Genomic DNA, 26,170 nt, shown 5'->3' with positions numbered 1-26,170 from the left:
TGCAATTGTGATCTTGCAGAAAGTAGGGGCACAAGATGGGTGTAAGAACTATTGTAGCGACGTTGCTTGCCGGGCTGATTATGTTGATTTCGCCAATCTCATCATTTGATCTGCAGGATGGGTATGTAGACCAACATAAAGATGTGCCTGAGTTTATTGTGAAGTCCATTCCTGATGACGCCGTCTTGGTTTCTCAGGACTTAGCGGTTACAAAAGATGGATCGCTGAAGTCTGTCAGCAACGGGCACTCGGTTACTGATAAACAGCTGATTGGGACCTCTGCCAAGCCGGCTGACCCACTCGCAAAAACCTACGGTCGCAGCTTTATTCCCGTCAAGGTTGGAGATGCTCGCCGCCAAGAATCCTCGCTTGGTGAGGGGTCCCTTGAGAAACCCGGCAGAACTACTCGTCATATTGAGGAAAAGGGTAAATCGGTGAAATCGGCTGCTCTCCGTCCATCTGCGCAAGCAGGTTCGGTTATTTCCTCATCGTTGGCAGGCAACTCGTATGGGGCATATTGGGGTGCATATTCAGGCTCTCCGGCATTTTTTGAAGCTGATGGTTCCTTATTCGCCCAGAAAGCAAAGGGGGTAATTGATGTATCTCAATGGCAGGGGACAATTAATTGGGATCAGGTCCGCCATTCGGGTGTAGAAGGTGCAATTATTCGTATTGGCTGGGGTTGGGGCAATGGCTTCGACGGCAAGGCATTGCGGAATATTGTCGAATGCAAGCGATTAGGCATCCCGTTCGGCATCTATCTGTATTCTTACGCCTATGACGGAGGGACTGGACGGGCCGAGGGCAACAGCATTGTGGATCTTCTTCGCCGGGCTGGAATTAGTCCGAATGATCTCACCTACCCTATTTACTACGATCTTGAGCAGTGGGTATGGAAAGATCACGTGCCACCGAGTTCGCCAAGCACTTACAAAGATATTGTTAATGCCTGGTTTACTTGTTTGCAAAATGCTGGATTTCAAAATTTGTCTGTATATTCTTATGTCTCTTACCTTAATTCGGCGCTGAATTCTCCTGATATACTAAGTAAAACAAGTTGGGTCGCTAGTTACGGCCGTCGTCCTGGTTTTAATTTTTACACTAACTATCGCTGCTGGCAATACGCTGATGATGGACGCATCAGCGGTATAGGCGTAAACACGGATTTGAGTGCTTGTGGAGTCAAGGATTCTGATTCGGGAGTTGATGGCCCGAATCAGCTTGAGGCGTTGACCGATATGGTTGAGGGAGATTACTACATCGAATCTTCTTTGGGCGATAAGTACCTGGATATTTCCGGAGGAACACAGGCGGAGGCTTTCCCAGTTCAGGTCTGGGCGCCCACCGATGGTGCGAATCAGCTTTTTCACATAAAGCCCGAAGGATCCGGAACTTACTCCATTGTTACGAAACATTCAGGGAAAGCCTTGGACGTCAGATATGGATCAACACAAAACGGCAATGAGATCATTCAATACACACAGAACGGTGGGGCAAATCAGCGATGGCGGTTTTACCGTGCTCCTGATGGTTTTGTCTATATCACTTCGGCATTAAATGGTGGCAAATCAGCAGCACTTGACATACCTGGCGGTAATACTTCATCCGGGACGCAGCTGGAGATATGGCAATTCAATGGTGGAATGAATCAGTCCTTTAGACTCTTGCAGGCTAGCGAGGCTTTCCAGGGTACCAACAGTATCACCAATCGATTTGCCAATGGGAATAGCTTTGATGTGGAGGGCGCCAGCCAAGCGTCTGACGCACATTTGCAGACATGGACTCCTAACGGCGGAGATAACCAAAAATTCATACTTGTTTATAAAGGAAATGGGCAATTTGCTCTTCAAGCTGCTCATTCGGGACTGTATCTTGATATTCAATATGGTTATCAGGGGGATGAAGGTAATGTCGTTCAGTTCCCCTCCACTGGCAGAAGCAACCAATTATGGTATCTTCAACATTATTCAGGAGGCTATTCAATACGCAGTGTATTGAACAACAAGGCTATCGACATATGTGGGGCTAACGTCAACCCTGGTGCAAGGCTCATTTCTTATACTTTTCATCGACAAGCTAATCAATTATGGGATATACGCCAATAAGAATCTGTGGCATCTTTTTGATTGGTGATGACACGGACACTTCGGTTCTTGGTCCTCATTAAAAGGTGAATGTTTATGGGTGCTGTATGATTTGAAAAGATATCTTCGGGACATTGAGTCGCCTATCTTAGAGGATTTAGGACTCAACCGGGTGGCTATAAGAGGAGTAACAGGCAATGATAAATGGTTTGACTACCTCCTTGGTTATGCCTTGCCGAAATGAGGCAAAGCATCTGACTCAGATGGTTGCCGAGCTCCCCGACTTTTATGATGAAATAATATGCGTCAGCAACAAATCAACGGATGATACCGTCAAACTGGGCAAGAAGTTGGAAAAAACCAACAATCGGTTTCATATGTATATAGACGATAGATGTGCCTCAGGCATCGGTTATGGATATGCACATATGACTGGCATCGCTCACGCTAAAGGAGACATCATTGTCTGTGCGGATTCAGACTGCACTTATCCTGTCGAAGATGCCCCAAGAATTCTCAATGAAATGAAAAAGCGCAACTTGCTGCTGGCTTCCTGCACGAGGTATCCTGATTCAACGATTCCGTTTGCTTTGCAACTTGGCGTTAAAGTACTCAACTTTGAAATGTTTCTTCTATATGGAGTCGTCATTCACGACTCCCTCTCGGGCATGTGGGTTTTCCGTCGTGATGTGGCCCCTCGACTCCATTTGACTGAGGGCGACTGGAACTTGTCGCCTCAGATTAAACTTAATGCGCATCGATATCTCGGTACTCGTTTTGGCGAAGTGAAAATTGTGCAGAAAACACGCCAAGGTGAGACTAAGCAACGATATCTGAAGACTGGCCTCGGTCACCTATGGTGGGTGGCCAAGAACCGTTTTGTGCAACGCAAAGGTGTGCAACCAGCTGATTAGTACGGAGACTAAGGTGAACCGGCAAATATGGAATTTGTGGGCAGTAGCCAACTCCATCATCGATTGGCGTACCGTGTTCAGGTTACCATTGGCCACATGCAGCATCTATTTGAAACTGGACCTGATGCCTGGAAGCAACTTGGTGGCTTGAGCGAGCGGCAACGCCGATTGGTTATTTCAGCAGTTAACTATCATTCGTTGATACAGCCTGGTCGAGAGCTGCTCTACAAGATCTATATGGGTGAAGATTGGCAATATCCCCGCTTGACGGATACGTCGACTCTGAATGGTTCTCTAACCAAGGGTGCAGGGCTTAAACCTGTAGTCGAATTCAAAGCACGGTCCGTATCCAAGCCTAAGACCGCCTTTACGCCTCATTATTTCGACTTGCATCATCAGCTGGTTGACTGGAATGAACGGTATGTGTTACTTACTCCGGACGATGCCACTGATATGACAGTCAAAGCCAGGAATCTGTCCGCCCGATTGCCCATGCGCAACCAAATTTATAACTACTGTGAGCTGCATTTCCCGCTTCTGTTCGATCAGGTTCGTGAGCTGCTCAGGCGTAAGCGTGAGAAAGCGGGATACCAGGCTATTGAGCCTTATCACCCCGATTCAACCAGCGATCTGTTCGCTCGCGGGGCTGCGCATCATCCCGGCAGTTCTATCGAACCTGCGCAACCGGATTCTTCGGCTCCTAAGGCTGTCATTATTGCCATGCATTGGCTGCAGCCCGGGGGAGCCGAGCGTTGGGCCATGGAAACAGTTGCTCTGGCCCGTAAAGCGGGACTATTGCCTATCGTCATCACCAACAATGACAGTCATCAGCCATGGATTGTCAGCAAGGATTTGGACGATGCCCTCGTCATCAATCTGACCTTTCCTGCGCAAGAGAGCATCGGTGACGTACCCCTGCTCAGGGCTCTATTTGAGCAGTACAATATCCGTGGCGTCATGATTCATCACAATCAGTGGATGTACGACCGGCTCTGGTGGATCAAGCGGTACTACCCGCATACGTTCATTGTCGACTCACTGCACATTCTTGAATACCATGACCGCGGTGGCTATCCCAACCAGAGCGTGAGCCGTGACCCTTACATCGATCTACACCATGTCATTTCACCCCAACTGCAGGATTGGCTGGTAAATCATCATGGCATAGCGGCAAAAAAGGTGGTTATGGCGCCCTTGGTTGGTCTGACTGCCGATCAGATGAATCCACAGTACAAGGACCGGGTACAGCAGGATGTGTTCCACGTCGCCTTTGTAGGAAGGATGACCAGGCAGAAGCGCCCGGAGGCATTTATCAATGTCGCCAAGGAGATGGAGCGTCGTTTCCCGGGTCGTTTTCGCTTTATCATGCATGGCAGCGGAGATATGGACTTGGAGGTACGCAAACTCCTTGCAAAATATGGCTTGGGTCATGTAGTGGAACGTCGTGATGTCTCTCAGCCGGTTTCTGCAACATATGATTGGGCGGACGCCCTGCTGATTACCTCGATCAATGAGGGCATCACTCTTACGACCATCGAGGCTATCAGTCGGGGCATGCCGGTGTTGAGCGCTGATGTCGGTTCCCAATCGACGCTGGTTCCTGCCCAGGGACTGCTGCCTCGAGAATCGCTAGGCCTTGTCCGCCAATCGGTCCGTTCCTTGCTGAGGATGGATGATTATGAACAGGATCGCAGGCGGTTGTGGACCGTGGAGCTGGAACGGCTTCAAGAGTTTTCAAGGAAGGAATCGGCCGACTCCTTCTTCACCCGGATGTTGGGAGAATGGGCGCAGTGATGAATGCTGTAGATAACCGGAGGAATGTGGCCGCTGTCGTTGTCACCTTCAACCGTCTGGAAAAGCTGAAGAAGGTTCTGGCCTCCCTGGAGTCCCAGACCTTTCTGCCCAAGGCCCTGATCATCGTCGACAACGCTTCGACTGATGGGACTGCGGATTACCTGCATGAATATCAGGACGCATTCCCCTTGGGAGGGAAGGTAGAGCTTCGCATTGTCACCCTACCCAAAAACGTCGGCGGGGCCGGCGGCTTCTCTGCTGGAATGCGCGAGGGCTATAGGATGGGCCTCGACTACGTGTGGATCTTCGATGATGACGGATATCCTGAGCCGGATGCCTTGGAGAAGCTGCTCGGAGGCTATGAACAAGCCACCAAGGCTCTGAGTCCGGATATCCCTTTTGCCTGCTCCTTGATCAAATATATCGATGGGACCATTTCGGAAATGAACAATCCTGTGCCTACATGGGACTGGGGTCGGCTGCGGGCTATGGGGCTCAGGGATTTGGTGCTGATCGATCAGGCATCTTTCGTATCCGTACTCATCCCACGCTGGGTTATGGAAGCCTACGGTCTACCCTACAAGGAGTACTTCATCTGGTTTGACGATGCTGAGTACACTCTTCGTATCTCCCGAGACTGTCCCGGAGTCCAGGTTCTCGATAGCGTAGTGGTGCACGATATGGGTGAGAATAAGGGGGTCAATTTCTCGATGATCAACGAGAAGAATGCCTGGAAGTTCGCCTATGGCATCCGCAATCAGGGATCCTACAGATTGCATCATAAGAGCCTCGCTCATTATCTGCTCTTTTGCGCCCAGGTTTGGTATGCCATGCGGTCCGGGGGAGTCGACAAGAAGCTGCGTCGACAGATGTACTGCAAGATGATTGAAGCTATAAGGTTCAACCCATCAATCGATTATCCGCAGTTGTAAGCAATCCGGAGAGACTAATGACCAGCAAAACGAATAGACCATGCGTACAAAAGTTGCGCTGCTTTTTATCTGTGGCCGTAGGAATCCTTTGTGCTCAGTCTTTGGCGTTTAGGAACGTGGATTCTGCAGCGTTCGATAACTTCGCCAATTTAACAGCTAAGGGTTTGGATTCAATTGCACAGTTTGGCCCAGCTGGTTCTATCGCCCTTGCTGTATGTCTTGGAGTTTTATTTTATCGGTTTTATCCGAATTTTAATCATGCAGGAAAGAGAGATCAGCTGATTTCTGCAATTCTTTCTTTCTTCTTGGCTCTTTCAATTGTCGTGCCGCGTCTAATGAAACTGCCTAATGTGTCTTTCGACAGTTATCCGAATTATGTGGGTGGTGTGCCACAGTGGCACAAGCCGATTTTTTGGATGGTTGCTAGTGTCCAATTGCTGACAATTGGTTTTATTCTTGCTGTTATTATCTGTTGGCTAATGCATAAAGCAGCTAACTTTGTTGAGTACAGGAACACAGACGATGCGTCAAATTCTATCCCACCTACAAACCTCAGTATCTGGGAAAGAGGAGTTCGCTTCTTTGATGGCAAACCTAAACACATGACCGTGGCTACCTTGGCCATGGTTCTTTGTTGGGTACCTATGCTCATAATTCAGGGTCCAGCTATTATAGGCGTGGATTCTATGGTGCAGCTAGTTCAGTTTCGTACAGGACATGTTTGGGATCCCATGACGATGGCTGAATTACCGGGATATGCGGGACAGGATCACCACCCTTTTTTTGATACTTATATATATGGACTATTTGATGAACTTGGGTTATGGCTTGGTCAGGAAATTCTGGGTTTTCGCATTCTTATAGCATTGCAAAGCACAGTGGCGGCCTTTGCGATAGTTGTATCGCTAGTATGGATTAAGAAAAGAACGAATCTTCCAGATTCCTGTATTTGCGTCTGTTGGTGCCTGGCAGCGATATTGCCAGCCTTTCCTATGTATATGAGTATTGTGCTCAAGGATTCAACCTGGGTTTCCATCTTTCTCTTATGGATGGTGGCTTTCTTTGAAGCGATATATCGGTGTAACAATAACCATGCAGTTGGCTGGAAATTAGCGCTGTGCCTTGTGGTGCTTGGCTTGTTCTCAGGTCTAACAAAAAAGCTGGGAATTTATGTTACTACAGTGTCGCTGTTATTAGCAATAATTGTCATTAGAAAGCAGTTCGCCGCTTTCTTGATTTCTATGATTGTACCCGCTGCTCTAGTGATTGGTTTTGTGCCTGTGGCGGTGCTTCCCGCGTTGGATATAGCACCTGGAGGTTCTCAGGAGGCCATATCTGTCCCTATTCAACAGCTGTCGAGAGTTGCGATACTTCATCAAGATGAGTTAACAAGATCCGATCGGGAGGCGATTGACAAAGTCCTTGATATTAATCATTTAAAGCCGTATTGGCAGGCTGATTCAGCTGATTATGCCAAGCACTATGGGTACAGACTGAATGCCAGTTCGTCTGACAGGAAAAACTTTATTTTAACTTGGATACGTTTGTTTTTCCGATACCCAAAGGATTACATTGCTGCAGTGCCTTATCTAATAAATCCATTTATATATGGAGATACCTATTACTATAGCGGACCCGTTCGCTGTGGTTGGTGGGAAGCAGGTGGATCGCAGATTCTTAATGAATATCCTGAATGTGGACTCAGCTATACGCAAGAGAAGATTGCACTTCCCTTGAAGAACGCATTAAATAAAGTGCCACCTTTTTCTTTTCTTGGTAGTGAAGCTTTGTATACTGTATGGCTACCGATGGGAGCATTAGGACTGACCATATCGAGCAGACGCTATATGAACCTTTGTTATCTAATTCCTACCGTGGTATCTTGGTTCAGTTTGCTGCTCCTGCCATCGCATCAGGCGAGGTACACGCTTAGTTTCCTTTTTGCTTTCGCACTTACGCTTGCTATTCCATTTGCCAAAGTGCTTACCAAGGAATGCAAGGTAAGTAGATCGGCATAAAAGACGCTCTATTGTAGCTTATGCCTTATTGAATCCATCCCACTTTGCTAATGATGCAATCACGCAATGGATGGATAAGCCATCGGTCGACCAGCATGGCGATAATGTCAAGAACAGCAAAGATGAGCAACCCCGTAACTATATAAGTTAAAACAAAACCAGTCTTGCTGGATATGTTTGGTAGCCACGAAGCGACAGTGCCCCAGATGAATCGGAAACCGAATGTGTTCTCATGCAGGAGGTAGACACCGAAGGTCCCTGCTGATACCTGCAGTAGGAAATTGCTCCATATGTGTGGGAGGTGGAGCTGTGGTAGCCGACAAACTGCCACGAAAAGGCAAAAAGCAATGCATATAGGCAGTATTTGCAGGCCCTGATGGATTTGTGCCGTCCATGTCAGTCTCTGTGCCCAGTAGGATTCTGACAAGACAAAATGATTGAACCCCAGCATGAGTGCTGTACATAAGACTGTGCAGATGGCCAGCGCGCCATTTGATATGCCCCGCAATGAATCGTGGTAGGTCTGGATATAAGCGCCGATGATATATCCGAGAACGGCGTATACTACATTGTTCCAATGATTTGCTCTGCCGAAAAATAAGGGCCAGGTACCGATGAACATAAGAAGAGCGATCAGCGCAAGAATCTGCTTCTGGGACATGTGCGCATATACAGTATTGATAAATGGGCTAAGAAGCAGCATGAGAATGTACGCATCTATGAACCAGTAGCTGTTGTACAAAAATGGGCATAAACTCCATAGGACTGTATCCAGGGTCTGGGAACCAGATAGCAGCTCGTTGGTGCCGAACGGCAGAGGTCGGAATTGCTTGGCAACAATTGCAATCACTAAGCATAAAACTGCATAGAGAAACATCTGGAACCAGGTCGAGAAAATTCGTCTCCACGAAAACTGTTTCTTAACGAGGAAGTATCCTGAGATCATAAAGAAGATTGAAACGCCAACCTGGCCGTATTGCACAATAGTGAAGCTGATCGCAGATTTCCAGCCTGGGTACATGGGCAATACGATGCGCGAGACCCCGTTAGTGAAATCAACGTGGATGATCATATGACAATAGACGACCATCAGCATTGCCAATATGCGTAGGAGTTCGATATTGAGGCTGCGAGCTGATCGGCCTGTTGCCTTCTCCGGTTGAGACATCACTCTGATCTCCCATCAAGATGACATGAATACGTCAAAGGATAATGCCTGGTGCCTACCTGAAGCAGTGGCTGTAAAGTATCAACAACCCGTTGTTATTTGTGAGAATGCAGAGATGGAAGGATATCTTTCACGGCTGTTTGGTAGTCTGTACGCTTGTGAGAAGCATCGTAGATAGATTACGCCAGCGATACCACTATTCATTGGTTATCCTGCGTGAGCTTGTCAAGACCGATTTCAAGCTCAGGTATCAGGGCTCCTTCCTTGGGGTTGCCTGGTCCGTTCTGCAGCCGCTGATGCTCTTCGTGGTTATGTACCTGGTCTTCGCCAAATTCCTCAGGATGACCGATGGCACGCCGACTTATCCCGTCGTGCTGCTTCTGGGCATAAGCTCCTGGCAGTTCTTCAACGAGTCAACTTCCATAGGCCTGCGTTCTATTGTGGACCGTGGCGACCTCCTGCGTAAGGTGCATTTTCCCAATTACATCGTGGTTGTATCTGCTACCATGGGGGCGCTGATCAGCTACGGCATCAACCTGATCGTGGTTCTCATCTTTGCCATCTTCTGCCGGGTGCATTTCACCTGGAGGGTCCTGTTGCTGCCCATCAGCGTATTCCAGCTGTATATCCTTGCCTTGGGCTTCACGCTGATCATGGCTACCATGTATGTCTACTTCCGTGACGTCTCGCATATCTGGGACGTGTTGCAACAGGTGATTTTCTATTCCATCCCTGTCATCTATCCTCTGACGGCTGTTTCGGGAATCCACCATTGGTGGGGTCCCGTCGTAGCCAAGCTGCTCCTGCTCAACCCTATAGCGCAATCCATCCAGGATATCCGGCATTCATTCATTGCTCCGGAAACCACACCCACTGTATGGAACCAGATCAGCAATCCCTTCGTGACCATGATCCCCATCCTGCTCACTGTGATCATGGTGGTGCTGGGTGTATGCGTATTCCGCAAGTACAATCACAAATTCGCCGAGGTGATGTGATGAGCAAGGCTGGGGAACCAATCCCTCAGAAAAAAGACGATCGGCCCGTGGTCCTGTCTGTGGAGCATGTGGATAAGGTCTTTCGGCTGCCTACCGAACAGGCCACAGGGCTCAAGCAGGCCTTTATCAACTGGACCCGCGGAATCAAGGGATACAAGGAGCAGCAGGTGCTGCAGGATGTGTCCTTCCAGGTGCATCGGGGCGACTTTTTCGGCATCGTCGGGCGTAACGGCAGCGGCAAATCAACCCTGCTCAAGCTGATTTCGGGCATCTACTATCCTGAGCGCGGTCATATCTCTTATACGGGCAAGCTGGTGCCTTTTATCGAATTGGGCGTCGGCTTCAACCCGGAGCTGACAGGCCGTGAGAACGTCTACTTGAATGGAGCCCTGCTGGGATTCACCCGCAGCGAGGTCGATGCCATGTACGATGACATCGTGGACTTCGCTGAACTGGGCGAGTTCATGGATCAGAAGCTGAAGAACTACTCCAGCGGCATGCAGGTGCGCCTGGCCTTTTCGGTGGCCATCAAGGCCCAGGGCGACATACTGATCCTGGACGAGGTTCTTGCCGTCGGCGATGAGGCCTTCCAACGCAAGTGCGATGATTACTTCACCGAGGTCAAGAAGGATCCCAACAAGACGGTCATCCTCGTCACCCATGACATGGGTGCCGTGAAGAAGTACTGCGACCGGGCGATTCTGATCAAGGACGGCCATGTGGTGATTAATGGCGACAAGGATGATGTCGCCAACCGGTACACCTTGGAGAATCTCAAGGCCCCCGACAAGCAATCCGATGGCAAGAAGCAAGGGGACGAATATCCGACTGGTCTGAGCGCTCAGGTGCCCCTTCTGCGCGCCTATCCGGTATCATCCTCGGTCTGCAAGAGCTCGGATACCTTCCGTTTTGACGTGGAATACGACTGCGCTGAGTATGACAATCTCTATATGGCCATCGCCATGCACGACACTCGACGCGGCGGCATAGCCTATGACACAGGTTCCGATGTCATCCGTCTAAAAGCCTGTGGGCATCAGGTGGTGCATTGTTCGGTGCCCTTGAACATTTTCAACAATGGCGAATTTCGTCTCGTCGTATCCCTGCGCGTGCGGGATGCCGCGCAAGCGGACAAAAATGCCCCCACAAAAATGATTGCCTTCACCAATGACGAGAACTCCTGTGTCTTTGCCATCAGAGACAAGCGAAACAGGGAGTACGCCTTGTTGAGCGACCGTGGGCTGCAGATCAGTCTTTTGGGCGAGGAATCACTCTAACCTTTCCGCTCTTGTGGCACTTTCGATAGAATCGGAACATGAGTGACGAGAGTTGGGGAAAGAGGAGCATGGATTCCCCAGATGAGCCCACCGTCAGGGTCGTAGCCTTGGTGCTGGCCGGTGGGGTTGGCGCCCGTATGCGCGGACCAGTGCCCAAACAGTTTCTGGTAGTTCGGAACAAGCCGGTACTGGTCTATACCCTGGAGGCTTTTCAACGAGCAGTGGCCGTCGAGGACATCATTGTCGTATCCCTGCCCGAGTGGACGGGAATCGTTGAGCAATATGTCAAAGATTGTGGACTGACCAAGGTCCGATCTGTTTTACCTGGAGGTGCCAGCGGTTTCGAATCCATACGTTGTGGTTTGCGTTATCTTGAGAAACAGTATTCGCCTGAGGACATCATTCTGATCCATGACGGGGTTCGCCCCTTGTTGACTGAAGAAGTGATCAACGCCAACATCGCAGGTGTGGAGAAATACGGCAATGCCGTCACTGTAGTGCCGGCAACTGAGGCTTTGCTCCATACCGATGACGGCCAGTCCAGCAGCAGAGTGGTTGAACGTTCTCACGTCATGCGAACCCAGACCCCACAGAGCCTGCGTCTGCGCGATCTTTCACTAATCCATCGCCAGGCAGATGAGATGGGTATTCATGATTCGGTAGCTACCTGCACGCTGCTGATTGAGACTGGTCATGTGGTTCATGCGGTAGCCGGTGACAATTCCAACTTCAAGCTCACCAGTCCCGAGGATGTGGCGCTCTTCGAGGCCTATCTCGATGCCAAGGGAATGGCTTGATGACTGGGGTAAGACGAGTCGATGCAGACATTCTGAAGCGGGATGTGAATGATTTGGCCGACGCCCATTCGGACCTGTGGCGGGAGTTGGACGGCTGCAGAATACTGATTACCGGTGGGACAGGGTTCGTGGGCTCCTTCGTTCTGCATCTGATAGCTGCTTTGCGACATCGCCACGGCTTGAGTATCGATGTTCTCGCATTGGTCCGGAGTCGGAAACGTCTGCAAGATGTTTTGGGCAGCGATTGGGAGGGCTCATGGCTGCAAGTCGCGGAACTGGATCTTCGGGCCCCCCTCTCCCTGAAGAACGAAGGACCGATAGAGTATTGCATCCACGCCGCCAGCAATGCCGACCCGGTGGCCTACCAATCCGATCCCATGGGGACCATGATGACCAACGTGGTTGGGACTGAGCAGATTCTGCAATATCTGGCGGATCTGGACACCAAGCCCTTCAGAGTGGTTTATCTGTCCAGCGTTGAAGCCTATGGAGGTCATAGCCAGGAGGAGATCCTCAAGGAGGGGGATAGGGGAAGCTTTGACCCGGCAGTGGTCCGCAACTGCTACCCAATCAGCAAGCTAGCCGCTGAAAACCTTTGCGCAGGGGCACGTCTGCAGCTGGGCCTTCCTGTGACTGTGGCACGTATGGCCTACCTGTATGGCCCGGGTGACCGGCTGGACGATCCCAAGATTATTACGCTTTTTCTGCGGATGCTTCAAGAGGGCAGGGACATCGAAATGCACAGTCCTGGTCTGCAGCGACGCAGCTACTGCTATATCAAAGATGCCGTTTATGGCATCATGTTGCTTCTTTTGCGTGGCCAGGATTCGACATACAACATCGCCAATGGCGGGGAAGAAGTCCCCATTGCCGGGGTGGCCCAGCAATTGACCCAGCTTTTTGGACGCCCGGGCGGGCTGGTGCGGTATGAACAGCCTGATCAGGAAGAGCTTGCGCGCTTCTCCCCTCCGGAGGACAATATTCTTGATACTTCCAAAATACGGGCTCTGGGGTTTGAGGCGGAGGTCGGACTGGTACAAGGACTGGAACGCACCGGTCGGTATTTTGGCATGCGGCCGTCAACATTGCAGACCGGCAATGTCGCAAGGAAAGGCATGGACAATGAATAGCCGTCTGATCGCCGGCATCAAGGGGCGCCTGCCCATCTCCTCACGGTCTTTGCGAGGCTTCCGGGCGCAGGATGATGCCAGATACGCCCAACTCCTTCAGGTGATTGATGATCAGCGGAAGGAGTTGGATAAGGCTCAGGAGAGTCTCGATCGCTTGGAGAAGCAATGCCGTGCGCTTAATGAGACCTTGGAATACGTCCATGATTCGAATAGCGTCATGTACTGGCAGCTGTTCCGGGGAGATAACGAGACGACTGAGCAGGCACAACTCAGATTCTTTAGAGGGTTGCCCAAGGCCGAAGGCATCCATGCGCTCTTCCAGGATGCGGAGGCCAGGCTGTTCGAACTCTTTGATCAGTTTTGCCGGGATCATGAGATCTCCTACTGGGGTGCCGGCGGCACAGTGCTGGGCGCCTTCCGCCAACAGGATTTCATCCCCTGGGATGACGATATTGATGTCTACATCACTCGTGAACAGTTGAGCCGCTTGGAAAAAGCCGTGCGCGAGGATGGGCGCTTCCGTGTCACGGTCGTCTGGGATTGGTACGTGTCTTGCAAGCAGATCAGATTCCGGTCCATAGATGAGGCCAACCCCTGTTTTGTTGATCTTTTTCCCCTGGATTGGGTATCTGGCGATCCGGAAGATGCATGGCAGGTCTGCACGCAGGAACGTTTACAGTTTGTCCAGGGAATCCGCGAACAATACGCGAGTTCCTCCTGGAGCCGGGATATTTATATTTCCGGCGCGGATCCTCTGATACCCGCCTTGGAATCTGACCTGAACGCACACCTGGAAGATCTGGCGACTCGCGTATCCATCCTGCCCACGGCTGATGGTGCTACAGGATTGATCAGAGGCATTGAGAACATTGACGAGGTGCGCCAATCCGGTCCCTACTTGACCGGTGACTGGACCGGTTCGACGACTCTGCCCTTCCGCGGAATCTCCGTTCCAGTGCCCAGCAACTATCGTGAGTACCTGAGTAAGGCCTATGGCGATTACATGGCTCTGCCGCGCGACATGCATTCCCATGAGCATGTCGCAGATGAGTACATTGCCTCGCAGGAATCGGTACAAGCCATGCGTCGGATGCTTTCGGATGGTGGGGGACAGGCCCTTGGCGATGAAGAACGAAAGTGAGGTGTACGAGCTTCGTTCAGGCAGTGTTGAGGACTGTGGGTCTGCCGACCCCTCATGCCTGATGGTGACGGGGGGTGCCGGGTTCATCGGTACGAACTTTGTGCGCTATGTGCTGGCCCACCATCCCGACACGCACATCGTGGTTTACGATCTGCTCACCTATGCAGCCAAGATGGATAACCTCCATGGCCTTATTCCCGATCGAATCGACATGGTCCATGCCGATATCTGCGACTCCGAATCCGTGGAACGGGCCATCCGCCAGTATCATGTCGAAGCCATCGTCCATTTTGCGGCTGAGTCGCACAACGACAACTCCATCCAGGACCCAGCCCCCTTCATCAGGACCAATCTCTATGGCACCTACGTTCTGCTGGAGGCGGCCCGTCGCCACGACCTCCGCTTCCATCAGGTATCCACTGACGAGGTTTTCGGCGATCTCGACTTCGATGACCCACACCGCTTCACCGAGGCCAGCCCCTACCGGCCATCGAGTCCATATTCGGCCACCAAGGCAGGGGCGGACCATCTAGCACGAGCCTGGTGTCGCACCTATGGGACCCGCGTGACCATCTCCAACTGCTCCAATAATTACGGCCCCTACCAGCACATTGAAAAATTCATTCCTCGGCAGATCACCAACATCCTGTCCGGAATCCGTCCACGAATCTATGGCCAAGGACGTGCTGTCCGAGATTGGATTCATGTGGAGGATGATTGTCGGGCCATCTGGAGCATCCTGGTGCATGGGGCGCCGGGATCGACCTACCTGATCGGCGCGGATGGCGAGTTGAGCAACATGGAGGTGCTCCGTATGATCCTGCGCCTCATGGGGCGCGGACCCGATGAATTCGACTTGGTGGCAGATCGGCCTGGAGGAGATCGTAGATATGCCATCGATGCCGGAAAGATACGACGGGACCTCGGTTGGCGGCCTCTGCACCGAGACTTCGAGCAGGGTCTGGCAGAGACGATCGATTGGTATCGTCGTCACCGCAAGTGGTGGGCAGGTGACAAGCAGGCAGTCGAAGCTCGTTATCGGGCGCAGGGACACTGATATTTGTGGCTGTACCACCCTTGGATGTAAACTAGTCAGGTTCCCATCGTGGCCAGAGAACTGTTCTGCCGCGAATGGCGTGCAATACACCCTCCTGTCACGGAAGGTCCGTGACCTGTAAGTCCAAAGGAGGTGGGTGATGTCTGCGCATAAGTATGAATTGATGTTCATTGCCGATCCGGCCATGGATGAGCGCTCGCTGAAGAAGCTAACCGACCAGTATCTCGAGGTGGTCACCAAGGAAGGCGGCTCCGTCGACAACATCGATGTCTGGGGCCGTCGCAAGCTGGCCTACGAGATCGACAAGCACAAGGAAGGCAACTACGTGGTGGTCGAGTACACCTGCGAGCCCTCCGCCAGCGCTGAGCTCGATCGTGTGCTCAACCTGAACGAGTCCGTCATCCGCACCAAGATTCTTCGCAAGGATGACAAGTAAGCAAACAGCAAAAGGACGTCGGAGCGTCGGCTGACATTCGCCCCAGCAGGCCCATTCCCAAGTCCTCATTCCGAGGAAAGGTCGTGACATGGCGGGAGATACATACATCACCGTGGTGGGTAATCTCACTGCGGATCCGGAGGTGCGTACGACCTCCAACGGAGGGACGGTGGCCAACCTGACCATCGCGTCCACGCCCAGGCAGTTCAACAGGAACTCCGGGCAGTGGGAGGACGGCGACTCGCTCTTCATGCGTTGCTCGGCCTGGGATTCCACCTACAGTCCCATGGCCTCCAACATCCAGGCCAGCCTGACCAAGGGCATGAGGGTGATCGCTCAGGGTCGTCTGGTGCAGCGCTCCTATCAGGATCGTGAGGGCAACAACCGCACGGTCGTGGAGCTGCGTCTGGACGAGATTGGACCCGCACTGACACGGAATACCGCACAGGTCACCAGGAATGCCAACACTGGTGGCGGAGGATCCCGTGGCGGCTTCGCAGGCTCCAACAACGGCGGATACCAGGGTGGGGCTTCCTACCAGGGCGGCGCCGGCGCGGCATCGGCCCCCATGGGTCGTCAACAGCCAGCGCAGAGCCAGCAGGCCCCTGCTCAGGATCCCTGGTCATCGACCGGGTCCGGCGATTCCTTCGGATCCTTCGGGTCCACCGGCGAGTTCGGTGGTTCCGGGGACGAACCCGAATTCTGAAGTTTCAAAGCGTCATCATTCATTTAAGGAGTACCAATGTCACGTAAAAGGCCGCAACCGCCGGTCAAGCCCTTCAAGAAGAAGCCGAATCCTCTGAGGGCCGCTAAGATTCATACCATCGATTACAAGGACGTGGCTCTGCTGCGCAAGTTCATCTCTGACCGCGGCAAGATCCGTTCCCGCCGCATCACCGGCGTCACCGTCCAGGAGCAGCGCGAGATCTCCAAGGCGATCAAGAACGCCCGCGAGATGGCCCTGCTGCCCTACGCCACCAACGGTCGCTGAGGGAGGTCAGGATTATGGCAAAGGAAACCAAGGTTATTCTGACCGATACCGTGACCGATCTGGGTCACAAGGGCGACGTCGTCGCAGTCAAGCCCGGTTATGCGCGCAACTTCCTGATTCCCCAGGGACTGGCTTTCGCCTGGTCCAAGGGCGCCGCCGCGCAGATCGAGTCCCTGCAGCGGGCCCGTCGCGCCAAGTCCATGGCCACCCGTGAGGATGCCGTGGCTGCCAAGACCGCTATCGATGGGCAGACCGTCGAGATCGCAGCCAAGGTGTCCGATTCGGGCAAGCTTTTCGGCGGCATCTCCAACGATGCCATCGCCCAGGCCCTTCGCCCCCTGGCCGACGTGGATCCCCGCACCATCTCCGTGGAGACCATCAAGACCACTGGCGAGTTCCCGGCAACCGTAGCTCTGCACCCCGAGATCTCGGCCGCTTTCACGGTCAAGGTCGTCGCTGAGTAGCAAATGCGACCTATCCCATAAGTATCCCTTCCCATAAGGATCCCTTGAAATAGGGATCTGGGCTTAAGCAGGAGGCCTTCCCGCAGCAGACTGTGCGCGGGAAGGCCTCCTTATGCGTTACAGGGCATTATCCGATTTAGAAATTGCCGCCGTTCCAACCCCAGTCGGTGGTGGCCGTGTAGCGGATGTAGGTGCGGTCCTTGGGGATGGACAGCTCCGATTCCAACGTATCCATGATGGTCTTGGTCAGGCTTTCCCAAGCGGACTTGGGCACATCGCTGCCGAAGACGTTGACTTCGACATAGGCGGCAGGCTTGCTGTCATCACCACCGAAGTAGATGGGCATGTCCGACTCGAAGGGGCACATGAGCCAGCCCTCGGACTTGCCGGGGACAGCGGTGATGGCCTTGCCGTAGGCGGTCTTGATCCGCTCGCGCTGTTCGGCGGTAACGGGCGTGCTTACATGAGTATGAATAACGGGCATGGTGCTTCCTTTCCGGTCCGTCCGGCATGACCGATCAGAATGATTCGATCCGCCTGGCGGATGGCTGACTATTCCCGTCCCATAGTAGCCTCGACCTGGTGAAACGAGCTCAGCGCCAGCCGAAGGGACGATGACTCAGGGACCAGGCCCCCAGACGATGGGCCACCGACCGCGGATTGACCGGCTTTCCTGGCGCTGGCGCGTCCAGCAGCCACTTGCGGATCAGGAAGTTCCAGATGGCCACCACCACGGTGGCTGTGATCTTGGCGATGTTGGCGTAGAGCAGGTATCGGGCGTGCATGGTGGTGATGGCGTCCGGGGGCAGCATGGCGGTGCCCATCCACAGGATCACCTCGTTGATTCCCAGACCGATGACCGAGGAGACCAGGAAGACCGCCATCTCCATCCACCGGGCCATGTCCTCCCGATGCTTAAAGACGTAACGCATGCTGGCCAGATAGTTGAAGACCAGTGAGATCAGGAAGGAGATGGCCCCTGCCAGGACATTGTTCAGGTGCGGACCCATGATCAGCAGGTTCATGATGCCGATGTCGATAAGGAAGGCGATGACACCCACGATACCGAACTTGAGCAGTTGCCCGATTAATCTACGCACGGTAGCCCATTCAATCATCCCTCATGTGCTGGCGGGGTACCGGAAGCCGCTTGTGCGCAAAAGCCTTACGTTACGCCCTCAGGCGGGCAGCTCGGTCAGAATGGGCTCCTCGGTGCTGTTGCGGATCTGACGGAAGCCCACAAAGGCGATGGCCAGCGAGGCCAGAGCCAGAGTAGTGACCACCCCGAACCCGCCCTGGGATCCGTAACGGTCGATGAACTGCCCTGCTACAGCAGAACCGGCCGAGGACCCGATCGAATTCATGGCGCTCAGCCAGGCCATACCTTCGGTGAAGCGGATGGGCGGCACCAGGTGGAGCATGAGCTGGTTGCCGTTGATCCAGGTGGGTGCCTGGCAGACGCCGATGATCAGGTAGATGACCATGATGGTCCACAGATTCCTGGCGAACATGAAGGTTCCGATACCCAGGTTGACCACCAGCAAGCAGAAGTAGAAACGCTTCCAGAGTGGAATGGTCCAGTTCTTGGCCCCGTAGAGCAGGGCGCCGACCAGGGAGCTGAAGGAGAAGCAGGCGAAGACGAACCCGGTCATCTGCTTCATTCCTTGCTCTGTGGCGAAGGCGATGATGGAGATGGACGCTGCGCTTTGGAAGGCTCCCAGGCCGAACCAGGTGGCGCAGACGGCAATCATGCCGGCACTCCAGAAGGCGCCGCTGCGGCCGTTCCCGCCCTCCTGTGCCCGCAGACGAGCCACCTGCTGAGCCTGACGTTCTCTGTATTCCTTGCGGGTGATGCCCTGGGCGCGGGCCATGTCCGTCTGCGAGGGCGGCTCGGTCTCTCGGCAGGAGAGGAACATGAAGGCCCCGACCAGCACGCAAATCCCGGTGAAGGAGAAGGCCAACACGCCTGAAATGACCGCCAGTATGGAAGCCAGTGGGTTGCCGATCACCCACATGGCCTCGTCGAAGACCCCTGACAGGGACAGGGCCTGGTTGGTGGCTCGGTGGTCACCGCGCAGCAGGTGCGTCCACCGGCTCCGGCTCATGGCTCCCCAGGGGGGAATGGCCGCCATGAAGGGGGTGACCAGGTAGAGCACCCAGGTGGGAGCGTGGGCGGTGATAGCCGTAATCAGGACCGTGGCGGCCACAATCCAGACCAGAACCGTGGGGATGGAGACCTGCCTCTGGCCGAACTTGTCGACCAACTTGCCCAGCATGGGGCTGACCAGGGCCAGGGCCACGGCCTGGATGGCGGTCAGGGCTCCGGCCAGGGAATAGCTGCCGTAGTAGTGCTGCACCGAGATGGTGATGGTCATGCCCACCATGGGGAAGGGCATGGAGGCGATGACCGACCCCACGGCGAACCGTGCCGTGTGTGGCAGCCGCAGGAGCGCCGAGTATCCTCCGAAGACCCTGTGACCGGCTTCGACCAGAGCCGCCTTCAATTGCCGTGGCATGGGCTGTTCGTCTCGCTTTCCGTGGATGTTTTCACAGTCCCGAAGCATGTTTTTCCGCCGGACCTTCCAGGGGCATGAAGGGATGTGGGGCTGCTGGGGGAACTGCTACAGTGGTAACCATATCGGCGCCCGATGGGTGCCATTCGGATACTGATAATTCTACCCTCCGCCATGGTCACTTAAGGGGCCCGTCGGGGAGTTTGGGAGGTGGGTCGTGCCTGCGACGACCATTCATTTCGTCCGTCATGGCCAGGTTGATAATCCCGATCATATTCTCTATGAGCGATTGCCTGGATTCCATCTGTCCGACAGAGGCAGGGCCATGGTCGAGGCCACGGCCCGCTTTATGGCCGAGGCTCCCGGCATGCGCGATCTGGAAGCCGTCTACTCCTCTCCATTGGACAGAACCCGGGAGACCACGGCCATCCTGCTTGAGCAGATCAACCCCGCTCGTGTCCATCACGGTTTGAAACCGCTGGAGCCTATCTACGATCGTCGTCTGATCGAGGCCGGCAACGAATTCCGCGGCAAGCGCATCGGTCACGGGCAGGGGGCCCTCTGGCGACCCTCCAACCTGCGGCTGATCCTGGACCTGCGCCGTCCCAGCTGGGGGGAGTCCTATCGGCAGATCGCCCGGCGAGTGGGGGATTTCGTCCGGCAGGTGGTTCGCAGCCATCCTGATGCGCAGGTCCTGGCCGTCTCGCATGAGTCGCCCATCTGGTCGTATCGTCATCTCTTGGAGACCGGCCATCCCGAGCACAATATGCTCCTCCGGGCCACCGCCCTGGCCTCGGTGACCTCCATTACCTTGGATTGTGAAACCGGCAAAGTGCTGGGAATCACCTACGCGGACCCGGCGGCAGGCGTGTAAAGACCGCTTGCACGGCTTAGGATGACTGAGGATGCTGTCGTGGATGACTGTCCGAGAACCCGATGAAGGAGCGTGATGATCATGGTGGATGTACAGACAAGCGCGAAGGCGATAGCCGGACGGCCCGCCGTGGCCGAGGCAGCTGAACAAGGGGCCAGGCTGGTAGACCTTTGGCCCTTGACGAATGCCGAGCATATGGCCAACGATGCCAAATATGCGGAGGACCTGCAGGTGCGCATCAGCATGGTGCTGGCGCAACTGATGACGGGCGAGGATGTGACCATCCCCGACGCTGAATACGTCTATGAGGGTGCTGAGGACATCCCTGGCCGTCCCCAGGATTTGGTGGACGCACTCATGGCGGCCAACGATGCCATCGAGGCGGCTGCACAGGCGCAGGGCGACCAGTCCAGGACGCCTGCGGATTTGGCCGAAACCTTGGGCAGCGGCTGGGACCAGGCCCGGCAGCAGGATGTGGTTGCCGGTGCGGCCGAGGTCGAGCAGTCCCTGGGTGAGCAGAACAAATCCCCCGAATCTCCACTGAGCAAAGAGGGAGTGGCCCAGGCCCTGGCTACGATTCTGGAGATTTGCCGGGATCTGCTTCAACGCGCAGGCGCCGACTCTGACCATGTTGCGGCCGCCGCGCCAATTCTGGTCTATGTCAATGAGCTCAACGAACGGCTGGGCATTCCCCAGGCCTTCCTGTCTGACGCGGATGTCGTTCATGCCTTGGGATTACTGGATGATCCTGAGGCTTTCGCCGACCTGTTGGCTCCTCTGGTGGGCGCTGAGTGGGACCACCATCGTCAGGAGGTGCTCTGGGATCCCGAGGAAGCCAAGCGCAAGGCCAAGGAGGATGACGAACGCAAGAGCCGCGAAGCCCTGCAGGCCAAGTTCGCCCATGTGCCCGAGGACCCCGACAAGCCTCCTGTGGAGCTTTAAGACCTTCTGCCTTTCGCCTTGGCATCGGTCAAGGCGAAAGGCAGATTGGGCTCAGCGGTCGAAGCGTGCTCCTCGTGGATCGCTGGGCCTGGCCAGCAGAATGATTCCGGCGACGGTTCCGGCGAGCATGATCAACGCGCCCAAGCCGAGCAGGGAGAGCGAGGATCCTGGATGTCCGTCTGCAATAGCCACGATGGCGAAAATCACAGGGATGCTGCCCACCAGTTCGCTTACGGAGGGCAGGAGTATCCAGAAGCCGGACATATTGGTGTCATGAAGTCGCCGTATGCTCACGGCCAGATTGGGTATGAAAAGTCCTATGGTGACCAGGAGGGACAGGATCCGTCCCACAAAAGTGGATCCTGAGGTGATGATCGAGATCGCACAGTTGATGAGGAAGATCATCAGAAAAGCCCACCAGAATTCCCCACGGGAGGCCCTCCCGGAGAAGACGGTGTATTTGACGAAGAAACGCTTGCAGGCATTTACGAAGTCAATGCCGTACCAGGGTGCGTTCAGTGGCGGCTCGCCGTTGAATCCGGCATCCGCATAGGGATAGGCCGGATACTGTGGAACCTGCGGTCCGGGCTGGTAGCCTGCTTGATACCCAGGCTGGTAGCCTGCCTGCGACCAGCCCTCGGGTGCCTGGTAAGAGTTGTCCGATGCATAGCCAGACGGCGGGGTTGTGCCATTGGGCTGGCCATTTGCCTGGCCGGGATTCGGACCTTGACCGTAGGGCGCCTGCTGCTGTCCGTAGTACTGCTGTTCATCGGGCTGTTGACCATAGGGCTGTTGCTGGCTGTAGCCTGGCTGTTGACCGTATGGCTGCCCTTGGTATGGCTGTTCCCGGTGGTAATCGTCGGCAGGTCCTTGGGCTTCGCTGATCGGATGGTAAATGTCGCTCTGGTCCGAAACCGTCTGTGCATAGCCGGACTGTCCTGGTTGAGGCTGATTCAGGTAGGCTGTGGTTCCTGAGCCGGTTCCGTCACCGGGGTCCTTCGGGGACCAGTCGTTGGCCGGACCCTGATCGGCCGAACCCTGATCGGCCGAACCTTGGTCATTGGGGGTCTGGTTCCCGTTGTTCATATCATCTGGATGGCTCATGGATATCGTCCCTCTCATCTTCTGTTGATAATCCTGAATCTGACTTTGCCGTATATCCCTATTATGGCAGGCCAATTCTTCTGCTTGCTAGTCACGGCTTGTGCAGGGTATGGGGGACCCGTCACACTTACTTGAGCCATTCTGTTAAATTCGGTAGGTGATTGCTGTTGCAGGACTCTTCACTCGTCGTCCGGATTGACCATATGATCATCGCCGGCATCGCCCAGCAGCAGCCGCTCGGTCAGGGTGATCAGGCCCAACAGGAGTGCGGTCAGCAGGATGATGACCAGGGTGGCCGAGAAGATCAGCGGGGTTCTAAAGGAGTTGAAGGCCGACTGCAGCCATATGCCCAGGCCGTTCCTGGCGCCCAGATACTCCGAGGTGGCCGCGGTGGCGAAGACATAGGCCGCGCTGATGCGCAGACCGCCGAAGATCTGCCCGGCGGCCACTCGCAGCTTGACGTGCCAGAGTGTCCAGGTTCGGGTTGCCCCGCAGTTCAGCGCTACATCCTGGTAGAAGCGGGGCACGGATTTGAGCCCCCGGTAAGTCTGGACCACTATAGGGAAGAGGGCGAAGACGGCTACGATGACCACCTTGCCCAGGGGCTCGAATCCGAACCAGATCACAAACAGAGGGGCGATGGTGATCAGCGGTATCATCTGTGCACCTGCAATCAGGGGGTAGAGGGCGTCGTGCAGGGTGCGCCAGCTGTAGAGGGCCAGACCGATCACTATTCCCAGGACCGAGGCCAGGAGGAAGCCCAGAAGGCCCTCAAGGGCGGTGATGGCGGTGGCAGGCAGCAGGTCCTCCCGGGATTGCACTGTTGCAGCCAGGATTCGGCTGGGCGCCGGCAGAACCTGTTCGCTGACTCCGCCCAGGCGGGCAGCCAGCTCCCAGATGATCAGGAGCGCCAGCAGGGTGATGGTCGGAGGCAGCGCCCGGGTTCCGCTCTGCTTCCGCACCCTCATCGACCGGCTGCTTCCCGAACGTAGCGATCGGTCCACAGGTCCTTGGCCTGAGGGGCCTTGTTGGGGTCTCCCTTCTTGGCGTCCCGGTAGGTGCCCGCCTTGAACTGGAAGTCCAGATAGTCCTGGGCATCCTTGACGTTGATCAGTCCGGTGATGCTCTTTTGCTCTGGACTGTCAACCCAGTACCCCTCCTTGACGATGCTCTGCATGGAGCGCTTGGCCAGGGTCGGGTCGATGGCCGATCCCTTGGTCTCCTTGACCAGGATGTCCGCCGCCTGGTCGGGATGATTCAGGGCGTAGTCGTATCCCTTCAGGCAGGCCTTGACGAATGCCGTCAGGGCGCGGCGGTGACCGGCCTGCTGCAGCCAGGAATTCTTGACCACGAAGCCCAGCTGGTCGGGGTTGCCGGGCACTCCCCAGTCGGCCTGGGTGAAGCAGTGCAGTGCCGGACCCTTGAGCTCGCTCTCTACGCCCTCCCAGTTGGCGTAGAAGCCGGCGAAGTCACCCTTGCCGCTGGTCAGGGTGGCGAAGGTGTTGGTGCCGCTGGTCACCCGTTTGAAGTCGCCCTTGCCGCCTGCATGGCGAATCATCTGCTTGACCACGGCCGTCTGCTCGGCCGAGCCGAAGCTGACGAAGGTCTTGTCGTCGAAGTCCTTGGGGGTCTGGATGTCGGTGCGCGAGGCCAGCGAGCACCAGCGTGCCACGGAATGCTGGCCTATGTTGAAGACCTGCCGCAGGTCGGATCCCTGGGAGTTGAAGGTGGCAAGGTTGCTCAACTTGGAGAAGCCTACGTCGGCGACCCCGTTCTGAACGGAGGTCTCGGCTCCCGCCTGGGCCGTGGGCAGGATGGTCAGCTTCAGGCCGGCCTTGTCGAAGTAGCCCAGGTGACGGGCCACGTAGATGCCCACATGATTGGTGTTGGGCGTCCAGTCCAGCATGAAGGAGAGCTTGGAGCCGTCATCGGCCTTGTTCCCTGCCCCCTTGGCCCCGCAGGCTGCGCTCGTGGCTGCCATACAGAGCGCCGCTGTCAGAGCGAGCGCCCGTACGATCAGTCTGTGGCCGGGAATCCTCCTGAAGCCGCTTTTCTCCGACATGCTCATCACTGTCACCTTGCCTCTCCGGCACCCCTGGTGCCCATCCGCATCGGGGCCGTTACGGGAAGGTGAGGAGCCCGCGCGACGATCCGGTACGGTCTTGACCGATGGAATTCTGCGATGTGTGCCACGGCTGCTGCCACCAGCCGCGCGAACAAGACCACTCTAGTCCAACTCAGACGGTCCTGCCTCGCCGTGATGAAAGGTTGCATCATTTGCCCTTATACTGGAAACTCACGAGAGGTCTGTGCGGGCCGACCGCTGTCGGTCTCGTCCGGAGCAAGACATCCGATTTCGGTAGGGTACGACGGAGGGTTCCCATGTCGGTGACCATCAGTGATGTGGCCAAGCAGGCGGGCATGTCCGTATCCACGGTCTCCCAGGCGCTCAACGACAAGGGGCGCATCTCCCCGCCCACCAAGGACAGGGTCCGCAGGGCGGCCATGGAGCTGGGCTACATCCCAGACAGCCGGGCCCGTTCCATGCGATCCTCGCGCTCGCATGCCGTAGGCCTGCTGGTCCCCGACATCCGCAACCCCTACTTCTCCGAGCTGGTCTACGCGGTTCAGGACCAGCTCTACTCGGCAGGCTATGCGCCCCTGATCGGCGTGTCCTCTTGCCAGGCCAGCAGGCAGGAGGACTATTACCGCATCCTTCTTTCTCGGCATATGGACGGCGTTTTGGTTGTCCCTGACGGTCCGACCTCGCCCATGCTGCGCACCATGCTGGCAAGGGAATTCCCCGTGGTCTTCGTGGATCGTCCGGACCGGACCCTGCCCGGTGTCCCTCTGGTGGATTCCGACCCTGTGCCTGGCATGGAGGCGGCCCTGGACGCTCTGGCAGCCAGGGGGAGCAGAAGAGTGGCCTTCGTTCCGGGCCCAGAGAGCCGCTCCTACACCTTCCGCGAGCGCGAACAGGCTTTCCTGGACGGCGTGGATGCCCGTCAGGGGTTGATGGGGTTGGTGGTCCGCCAGGGGTTCGAGGACCGTCCCCGCGCGGCCTCGACCATGCGCCACCTGCTCGGTCAGGGGGTGGATGCCGTCATCTTCGGCTACTCGGCCGATGCCATCAAGGCCGTCGCCATGGAGTGGGAGGGCGACCTGCGCTCACGTGTGCCCCTGGTCTCCTTCGACGACCTGGAGGTCTTTCAGCTGATCAGTCCTCAGGTGTCGGTCATCTCCCAACAGGTGGATCGCATGGGCCGCCAGGGCGTTGACATGCTCCTGTCCATGATCGAGCCGGGGCGGCAGGCTCCGGAGGGCATGGGCGTGGATCGCCGTCTGCGCACCCAAACCCTCTTCGTGCCAAGGGGCTTGCTGGCTTAGGTCTGTTCCTGCTTGATGCAGGGGTTGGGGCTCGACAAATCATGTGCGTGTCGGACGGCTGTATCGTCCCTGTAAATGACCTCCAACGGCCTTTCGGCCATTTGCGGCCCTTGTCCATACCCCACTATTTGTGACTCAGCTCACAAAAC

25 protein-coding genes are annotated in these 26,170 nt (G+C 55.4%); 18 read left to right on the top strand and 7 right to left on the bottom strand.

What is annotated here, in order from left to right; translation table 11 throughout:
- Window positions 1-35 precede the first annotated feature (35 nt).
- The 5 genes from GKC41_RS05025 to GKC41_RS05005 all read left to right on the top strand — a co-directional run bounded on the left by GKC41_RS05025 (window position 36) and on the right by GKC41_RS05005 (window position 7,742).
- The gene (locus GKC41_RS05025) at window positions 36-2,105 is read left to right on the top strand and encodes an RICIN domain-containing protein (protein ID WP_154313239.1); all 2,070 of its coding nucleotides are present in this window, start codon (window positions 36-38) and stop codon (window positions 2,103-2,105) included.
- Between the two features lie 176 nt (window positions 2,106-2,281).
- Window positions 2,282-2,998 (top strand): glycosyltransferase family 2 protein, encoded by a 717-nt coding sequence (locus tag GKC41_RS05020; protein ID WP_154313238.1) that lies wholly within the window; start codon window positions 2,282-2,284, stop codon window positions 2,996-2,998.
- Window positions 2,999-3,094: 96 nt separating this feature from the next.
- Entirely contained in the window at window positions 3,095-4,792 is a 1,698-nt protein-coding gene (locus tag GKC41_RS05015; protein WP_195760182.1) for a glycosyltransferase, read from the top strand.
- Entirely contained in the window at window positions 4,792-5,724 is a 933-nt protein-coding gene (locus GKC41_RS05010) for a glycosyltransferase family 2 protein (RefSeq protein ID WP_229281639.1), read from the top strand. The genes GKC41_RS05015 and GKC41_RS05010 overlap by 1 nt, the downstream gene beginning before the upstream one ends.
- Window positions 5,725-5,840: 116 nt before the next feature.
- A complete protein-coding gene (locus GKC41_RS05005) occupies window positions 5,841-7,742 on the top strand; it encodes a DUF6020 family protein (protein ID WP_154313235.1) in 1,902 nt (633 codons plus the stop codon).
- A 25-nt stretch (window positions 7,743-7,767) separates the two neighbouring features.
- Here GKC41_RS05005 and GKC41_RS05000 read toward each other — a convergent pair whose 3' ends face one another.
- A complete protein-coding gene (locus GKC41_RS05000) occupies window positions 7,768-8,910 on the bottom strand; it encodes an acyltransferase family protein (RefSeq protein ID WP_154313234.1) in 1,143 nt (380 codons plus the stop codon).
- 158 nt (window positions 8,911-9,068) lie between these two features.
- Here GKC41_RS05000 and GKC41_RS04995 point away from each other — a divergent pair, with 158 nt between their 5' ends.
- The 10 genes from GKC41_RS04995 to rplI all read left to right on the top strand — a co-directional run bounded on the left by GKC41_RS04995 (window position 9,069) and on the right by rplI (window position 17,201).
- Window positions 9,069-9,908 (top strand): ABC transporter permease, encoded by an 840-nt coding sequence (locus tag GKC41_RS04995; RefSeq protein WP_045934991.1) that lies wholly within the window; start codon window positions 9,069-9,071, stop codon window positions 9,906-9,908.
- A complete protein-coding gene (locus tag GKC41_RS04990) occupies window positions 9,908-11,185 on the top strand; it encodes an ABC transporter ATP-binding protein (RefSeq protein ID WP_154313232.1) in 1,278 nt (425 codons plus the stop codon). Before GKC41_RS04995 ends, GKC41_RS04990 begins: the two co-directional genes overlap by 1 nt.
- Before the next feature lie 38 nt (window positions 11,186-11,223).
- A complete protein-coding gene (locus GKC41_RS04985) occupies window positions 11,224-11,982 on the top strand; it encodes an IspD/TarI family cytidylyltransferase (RefSeq protein ID WP_154313231.1) in 759 nt (252 codons plus the stop codon).
- Entirely contained in the window at window positions 11,982-13,112 is a 1,131-nt protein-coding gene (locus GKC41_RS04980; protein WP_229281638.1) for an NAD-dependent epimerase/dehydratase family protein, read from the top strand. The genes GKC41_RS04985 and GKC41_RS04980 overlap by 1 nt, the downstream gene beginning before the upstream one ends.
- On the top strand, window positions 13,105-14,253 hold the full coding sequence (locus tag GKC41_RS04975; RefSeq protein ID WP_195760174.1) for a LicD family protein: 1,149 nt from the start codon (window positions 13,105-13,107) through the stop codon (window positions 14,251-14,253). Before GKC41_RS04980 ends, GKC41_RS04975 begins: the two co-directional genes overlap by 8 nt.
- Entirely contained in the window at window positions 14,237-15,310 is a 1,074-nt protein-coding gene (gene rfbB, locus GKC41_RS04970) for a dTDP-glucose 4,6-dehydratase (protein WP_154313228.1), read from the top strand. The genes GKC41_RS04975 and rfbB overlap by 17 nt, the downstream gene beginning before the upstream one ends.
- Window positions 15,311-15,449: 139 nt before the next feature.
- Window positions 15,450-15,746: a 30S ribosomal protein S6 gene (rpsF, locus tag GKC41_RS04965; RefSeq protein ID WP_015021308.1), complete on the top strand. Its 297-nt coding sequence runs from the start codon at window positions 15,450-15,452 to the stop codon at window positions 15,744-15,746.
- An 88-nt stretch (window positions 15,747-15,834) separates the two neighbouring features.
- Window positions 15,835-16,452: a single-stranded DNA-binding protein gene (locus tag GKC41_RS04960; RefSeq protein ID WP_029677658.1), complete on the top strand. Its 618-nt coding sequence runs from the start codon at window positions 15,835-15,837 to the stop codon at window positions 16,450-16,452.
- 36 nt (window positions 16,453-16,488) lie between these two features.
- Window positions 16,489-16,737 carry a 30S ribosomal protein S18 gene (gene rpsR / locus GKC41_RS04955; protein WP_015021310.1) on the top strand — a complete coding sequence of 83 codons (249 nt, stop codon included), beginning with the start codon at window positions 16,489-16,491 and terminating at the stop codon, window positions 16,735-16,737.
- 14 nt (window positions 16,738-16,751) lie between these two features.
- Window positions 16,752-17,201, top strand: a complete 450-nt coding sequence (gene rplI, locus GKC41_RS04950; protein WP_154313227.1) for a 50S ribosomal protein L9 — start codon at window positions 16,752-16,754, stop codon at window positions 17,199-17,201.
- 136 nt (window positions 17,202-17,337) lie between these two features.
- On the opposite strand, the gene GKC41_RS04945 is transcribed toward rplI, so the two are convergent.
- The 3 genes from GKC41_RS04945 to GKC41_RS04935 form a co-directional block, all read right to left on the bottom strand.
- Complete coding sequence (locus GKC41_RS04945) at window positions 17,338-17,685, bottom strand: phenylpyruvate tautomerase MIF-related protein (protein WP_154313226.1); 348 nt, start codon at window positions 17,683-17,685, stop codon at window positions 17,338-17,340.
- Between the two features lie 109 nt (window positions 17,686-17,794).
- The gene (locus GKC41_RS04940) at window positions 17,795-18,301 is read right to left on the bottom strand and encodes a GtrA family protein (RefSeq protein WP_198206235.1); all 507 of its coding nucleotides are present in this window, start codon (window positions 18,299-18,301) and stop codon (window positions 17,795-17,797) included.
- 78 nt (window positions 18,302-18,379) lie between these two features.
- On the bottom strand, window positions 18,380-19,717 hold the full coding sequence (locus GKC41_RS04935) for an MFS transporter (protein WP_154313224.1): 1,338 nt from the start codon (window positions 19,715-19,717) through the stop codon (window positions 18,380-18,382).
- Window positions 19,718-19,931: 214 nt separating this feature from the next.
- Between GKC41_RS04935 and GKC41_RS04930 the strand changes: the two genes are divergently transcribed.
- Together GKC41_RS04930 and GKC41_RS04925 are read left to right on the top strand one after the other, a co-directional pair.
- Window positions 19,932-20,588, top strand: a complete 657-nt coding sequence (locus tag GKC41_RS04930; RefSeq protein WP_198220077.1) for a histidine phosphatase family protein — start codon at window positions 19,932-19,934, stop codon at window positions 20,586-20,588.
- 81 nt (window positions 20,589-20,669) lie between these two features.
- Entirely contained in the window at window positions 20,670-21,530 is an 861-nt protein-coding gene (locus GKC41_RS04925; RefSeq protein WP_229281637.1) for a hypothetical protein, read from the top strand.
- Window positions 21,531-21,581: 51 nt separating this feature from the next.
- Here GKC41_RS04925 and GKC41_RS04920 read toward each other — a convergent pair whose 3' ends face one another.
- From GKC41_RS04920 to GKC41_RS04910, 3 genes are all read right to left on the bottom strand, one after another.
- The gene (locus GKC41_RS04920; RefSeq protein ID WP_195760173.1) at window positions 21,582-22,634 is read right to left on the bottom strand and encodes a DUF805 domain-containing protein; all 1,053 of its coding nucleotides are present in this window, start codon (window positions 22,632-22,634) and stop codon (window positions 21,582-21,584) included.
- Between the two features lie 179 nt (window positions 22,635-22,813).
- The gene (locus GKC41_RS04915) at window positions 22,814-23,602 is read right to left on the bottom strand and encodes an ABC transporter permease (protein ID WP_154313221.1); all 789 of its coding nucleotides are present in this window, start codon (window positions 23,600-23,602) and stop codon (window positions 22,814-22,816) included.
- On the bottom strand, window positions 23,599-24,696 hold the full coding sequence (locus tag GKC41_RS04910) for an ABC transporter substrate-binding protein (RefSeq protein ID WP_195760172.1): 1,098 nt from the start codon (window positions 24,694-24,696) through the stop codon (window positions 23,599-23,601). Before GKC41_RS04910 ends, GKC41_RS04915 begins: the two co-directional genes overlap by 4 nt.
- A gap of 320 nt (window positions 24,697-25,016) precedes the next feature.
- On the opposite strand from GKC41_RS04910, the gene GKC41_RS04905 reads away from it, so the two are divergent.
- Window positions 25,017-26,021 (top strand): LacI family DNA-binding transcriptional regulator, encoded by a 1,005-nt coding sequence (locus tag GKC41_RS04905; protein WP_195760171.1) that lies wholly within the window; start codon window positions 25,017-25,019, stop codon window positions 26,019-26,021.
- Window positions 26,022-26,170: the final 149 nt, after the last annotated feature.

Origin of the sequence: Bifidobacterium asteroides, from assembly GCF_009683175.1 — a bacterium.
In the GTDB taxonomy this organism is placed as follows: Bacteria; Actinomycetota; Actinomycetes; order Actinomycetales; family Bifidobacteriaceae; genus Bombiscardovia; species Bombiscardovia asteroides_H.
The sequence above is the reverse complement of the archived record's forward strand: the minus strand, read 5'-3'. Positions and strand labels throughout refer to the sequence as shown.

Excerpts from the sequence above, each read along its gene's own strand:
- GKC41_RS04905 (WP_195760171.1), top strand. The coding sequence starts at position 25,017 with ATGTCGGTGACCATCAGTGATGTGGCCAAGCAGGCGGGCATGTCCGTA.
- GKC41_RS04985 (WP_154313231.1), top strand. The coding sequence starts at position 11,224 with ATGAGTGACGAGAGTTGGGGAAAGAGGAGCATGGATTCCCCAGATGAG.
- GKC41_RS04925 (WP_229281637.1), top strand. The coding sequence starts at position 20,670 with ATGGTGGATGTACAGACAAGCGCGAAGGCGATAGCCGGACGGCCCGCC.
- GKC41_RS05010 (WP_229281639.1), top strand. The coding sequence starts at position 4,792 with ATGAATGCTGTAGATAACCGGAGGAATGTGGCCGCTGTCGTTGTCACC.
- GKC41_RS05000 (WP_154313234.1), bottom strand. The coding sequence starts at position 8,910 with ATGTCTCAACCGGAGAAGGCAACAGGCCGATCAGCTCGCAGCCTCAAT.
- GKC41_RS04920 (WP_195760173.1), bottom strand. The coding sequence starts at position 22,634 with ATGAGCCATCCAGATGATATGAACAACGGGAACCAGACCCCCAATGAC.
- GKC41_RS05020 (WP_154313238.1), top strand. The coding sequence starts at position 2,282 with ATGATAAATGGTTTGACTACCTCCTTGGTTATGCCTTGCCGAAATGAG.
- rfbB (WP_154313228.1), top strand. The coding sequence starts at position 14,237 with ATGAAGAACGAAAGTGAGGTGTACGAGCTTCGTTCAGGCAGTGTTGAG.
- GKC41_RS05025 (WP_154313239.1), top strand. The coding sequence starts at position 36 with ATGGGTGTAAGAACTATTGTAGCGACGTTGCTTGCCGGGCTGATTATG.
- rpsF (WP_015021308.1), top strand. The coding sequence starts at position 15,450 with ATGTCTGCGCATAAGTATGAATTGATGTTCATTGCCGATCCGGCCATG.
- GKC41_RS04915 (WP_154313221.1), bottom strand. The coding sequence starts at position 23,602 with ATGAGGGTGCGGAAGCAGAGCGGAACCCGGGCGCTGCCTCCGACCATC.
- rpsR (WP_015021310.1), top strand. The coding sequence starts at position 16,489 with ATGTCACGTAAAAGGCCGCAACCGCCGGTCAAGCCCTTCAAGAAGAAG.
- GKC41_RS04935 (WP_154313224.1), bottom strand. The coding sequence starts at position 19,717 with ATGCCACGGCAATTGAAGGCGGCTCTGGTCGAAGCCGGTCACAGGGTC.
- GKC41_RS04910 (WP_195760172.1), bottom strand. The coding sequence starts at position 24,696 with ATGTCGGAGAAAAGCGGCTTCAGGAGGATTCCCGGCCACAGACTGATC.
- GKC41_RS04980 (WP_229281638.1), top strand. The coding sequence starts at position 11,982 with ATGACTGGGGTAAGACGAGTCGATGCAGACATTCTGAAGCGGGATGTG.
- GKC41_RS04975 (WP_195760174.1), top strand. The coding sequence starts at position 13,105 with ATGAATAGCCGTCTGATCGCCGGCATCAAGGGGCGCCTGCCCATCTCC.
- GKC41_RS05015 (WP_195760182.1), top strand. The coding sequence starts at position 3,095 with ATGCAGCATCTATTTGAAACTGGACCTGATGCCTGGAAGCAACTTGGT.
- GKC41_RS04945 (WP_154313226.1), bottom strand. The coding sequence starts at position 17,685 with ATGCCCGTTATTCATACTCATGTAAGCACGCCCGTTACCGCCGAACAG.
- GKC41_RS04990 (WP_154313232.1), top strand. The coding sequence starts at position 9,908 with ATGAGCAAGGCTGGGGAACCAATCCCTCAGAAAAAAGACGATCGGCCC.
- GKC41_RS04960 (WP_029677658.1), top strand. The coding sequence starts at position 15,835 with ATGGCGGGAGATACATACATCACCGTGGTGGGTAATCTCACTGCGGAT.
- rplI (WP_154313227.1), top strand. The coding sequence starts at position 16,752 with ATGGCAAAGGAAACCAAGGTTATTCTGACCGATACCGTGACCGATCTG.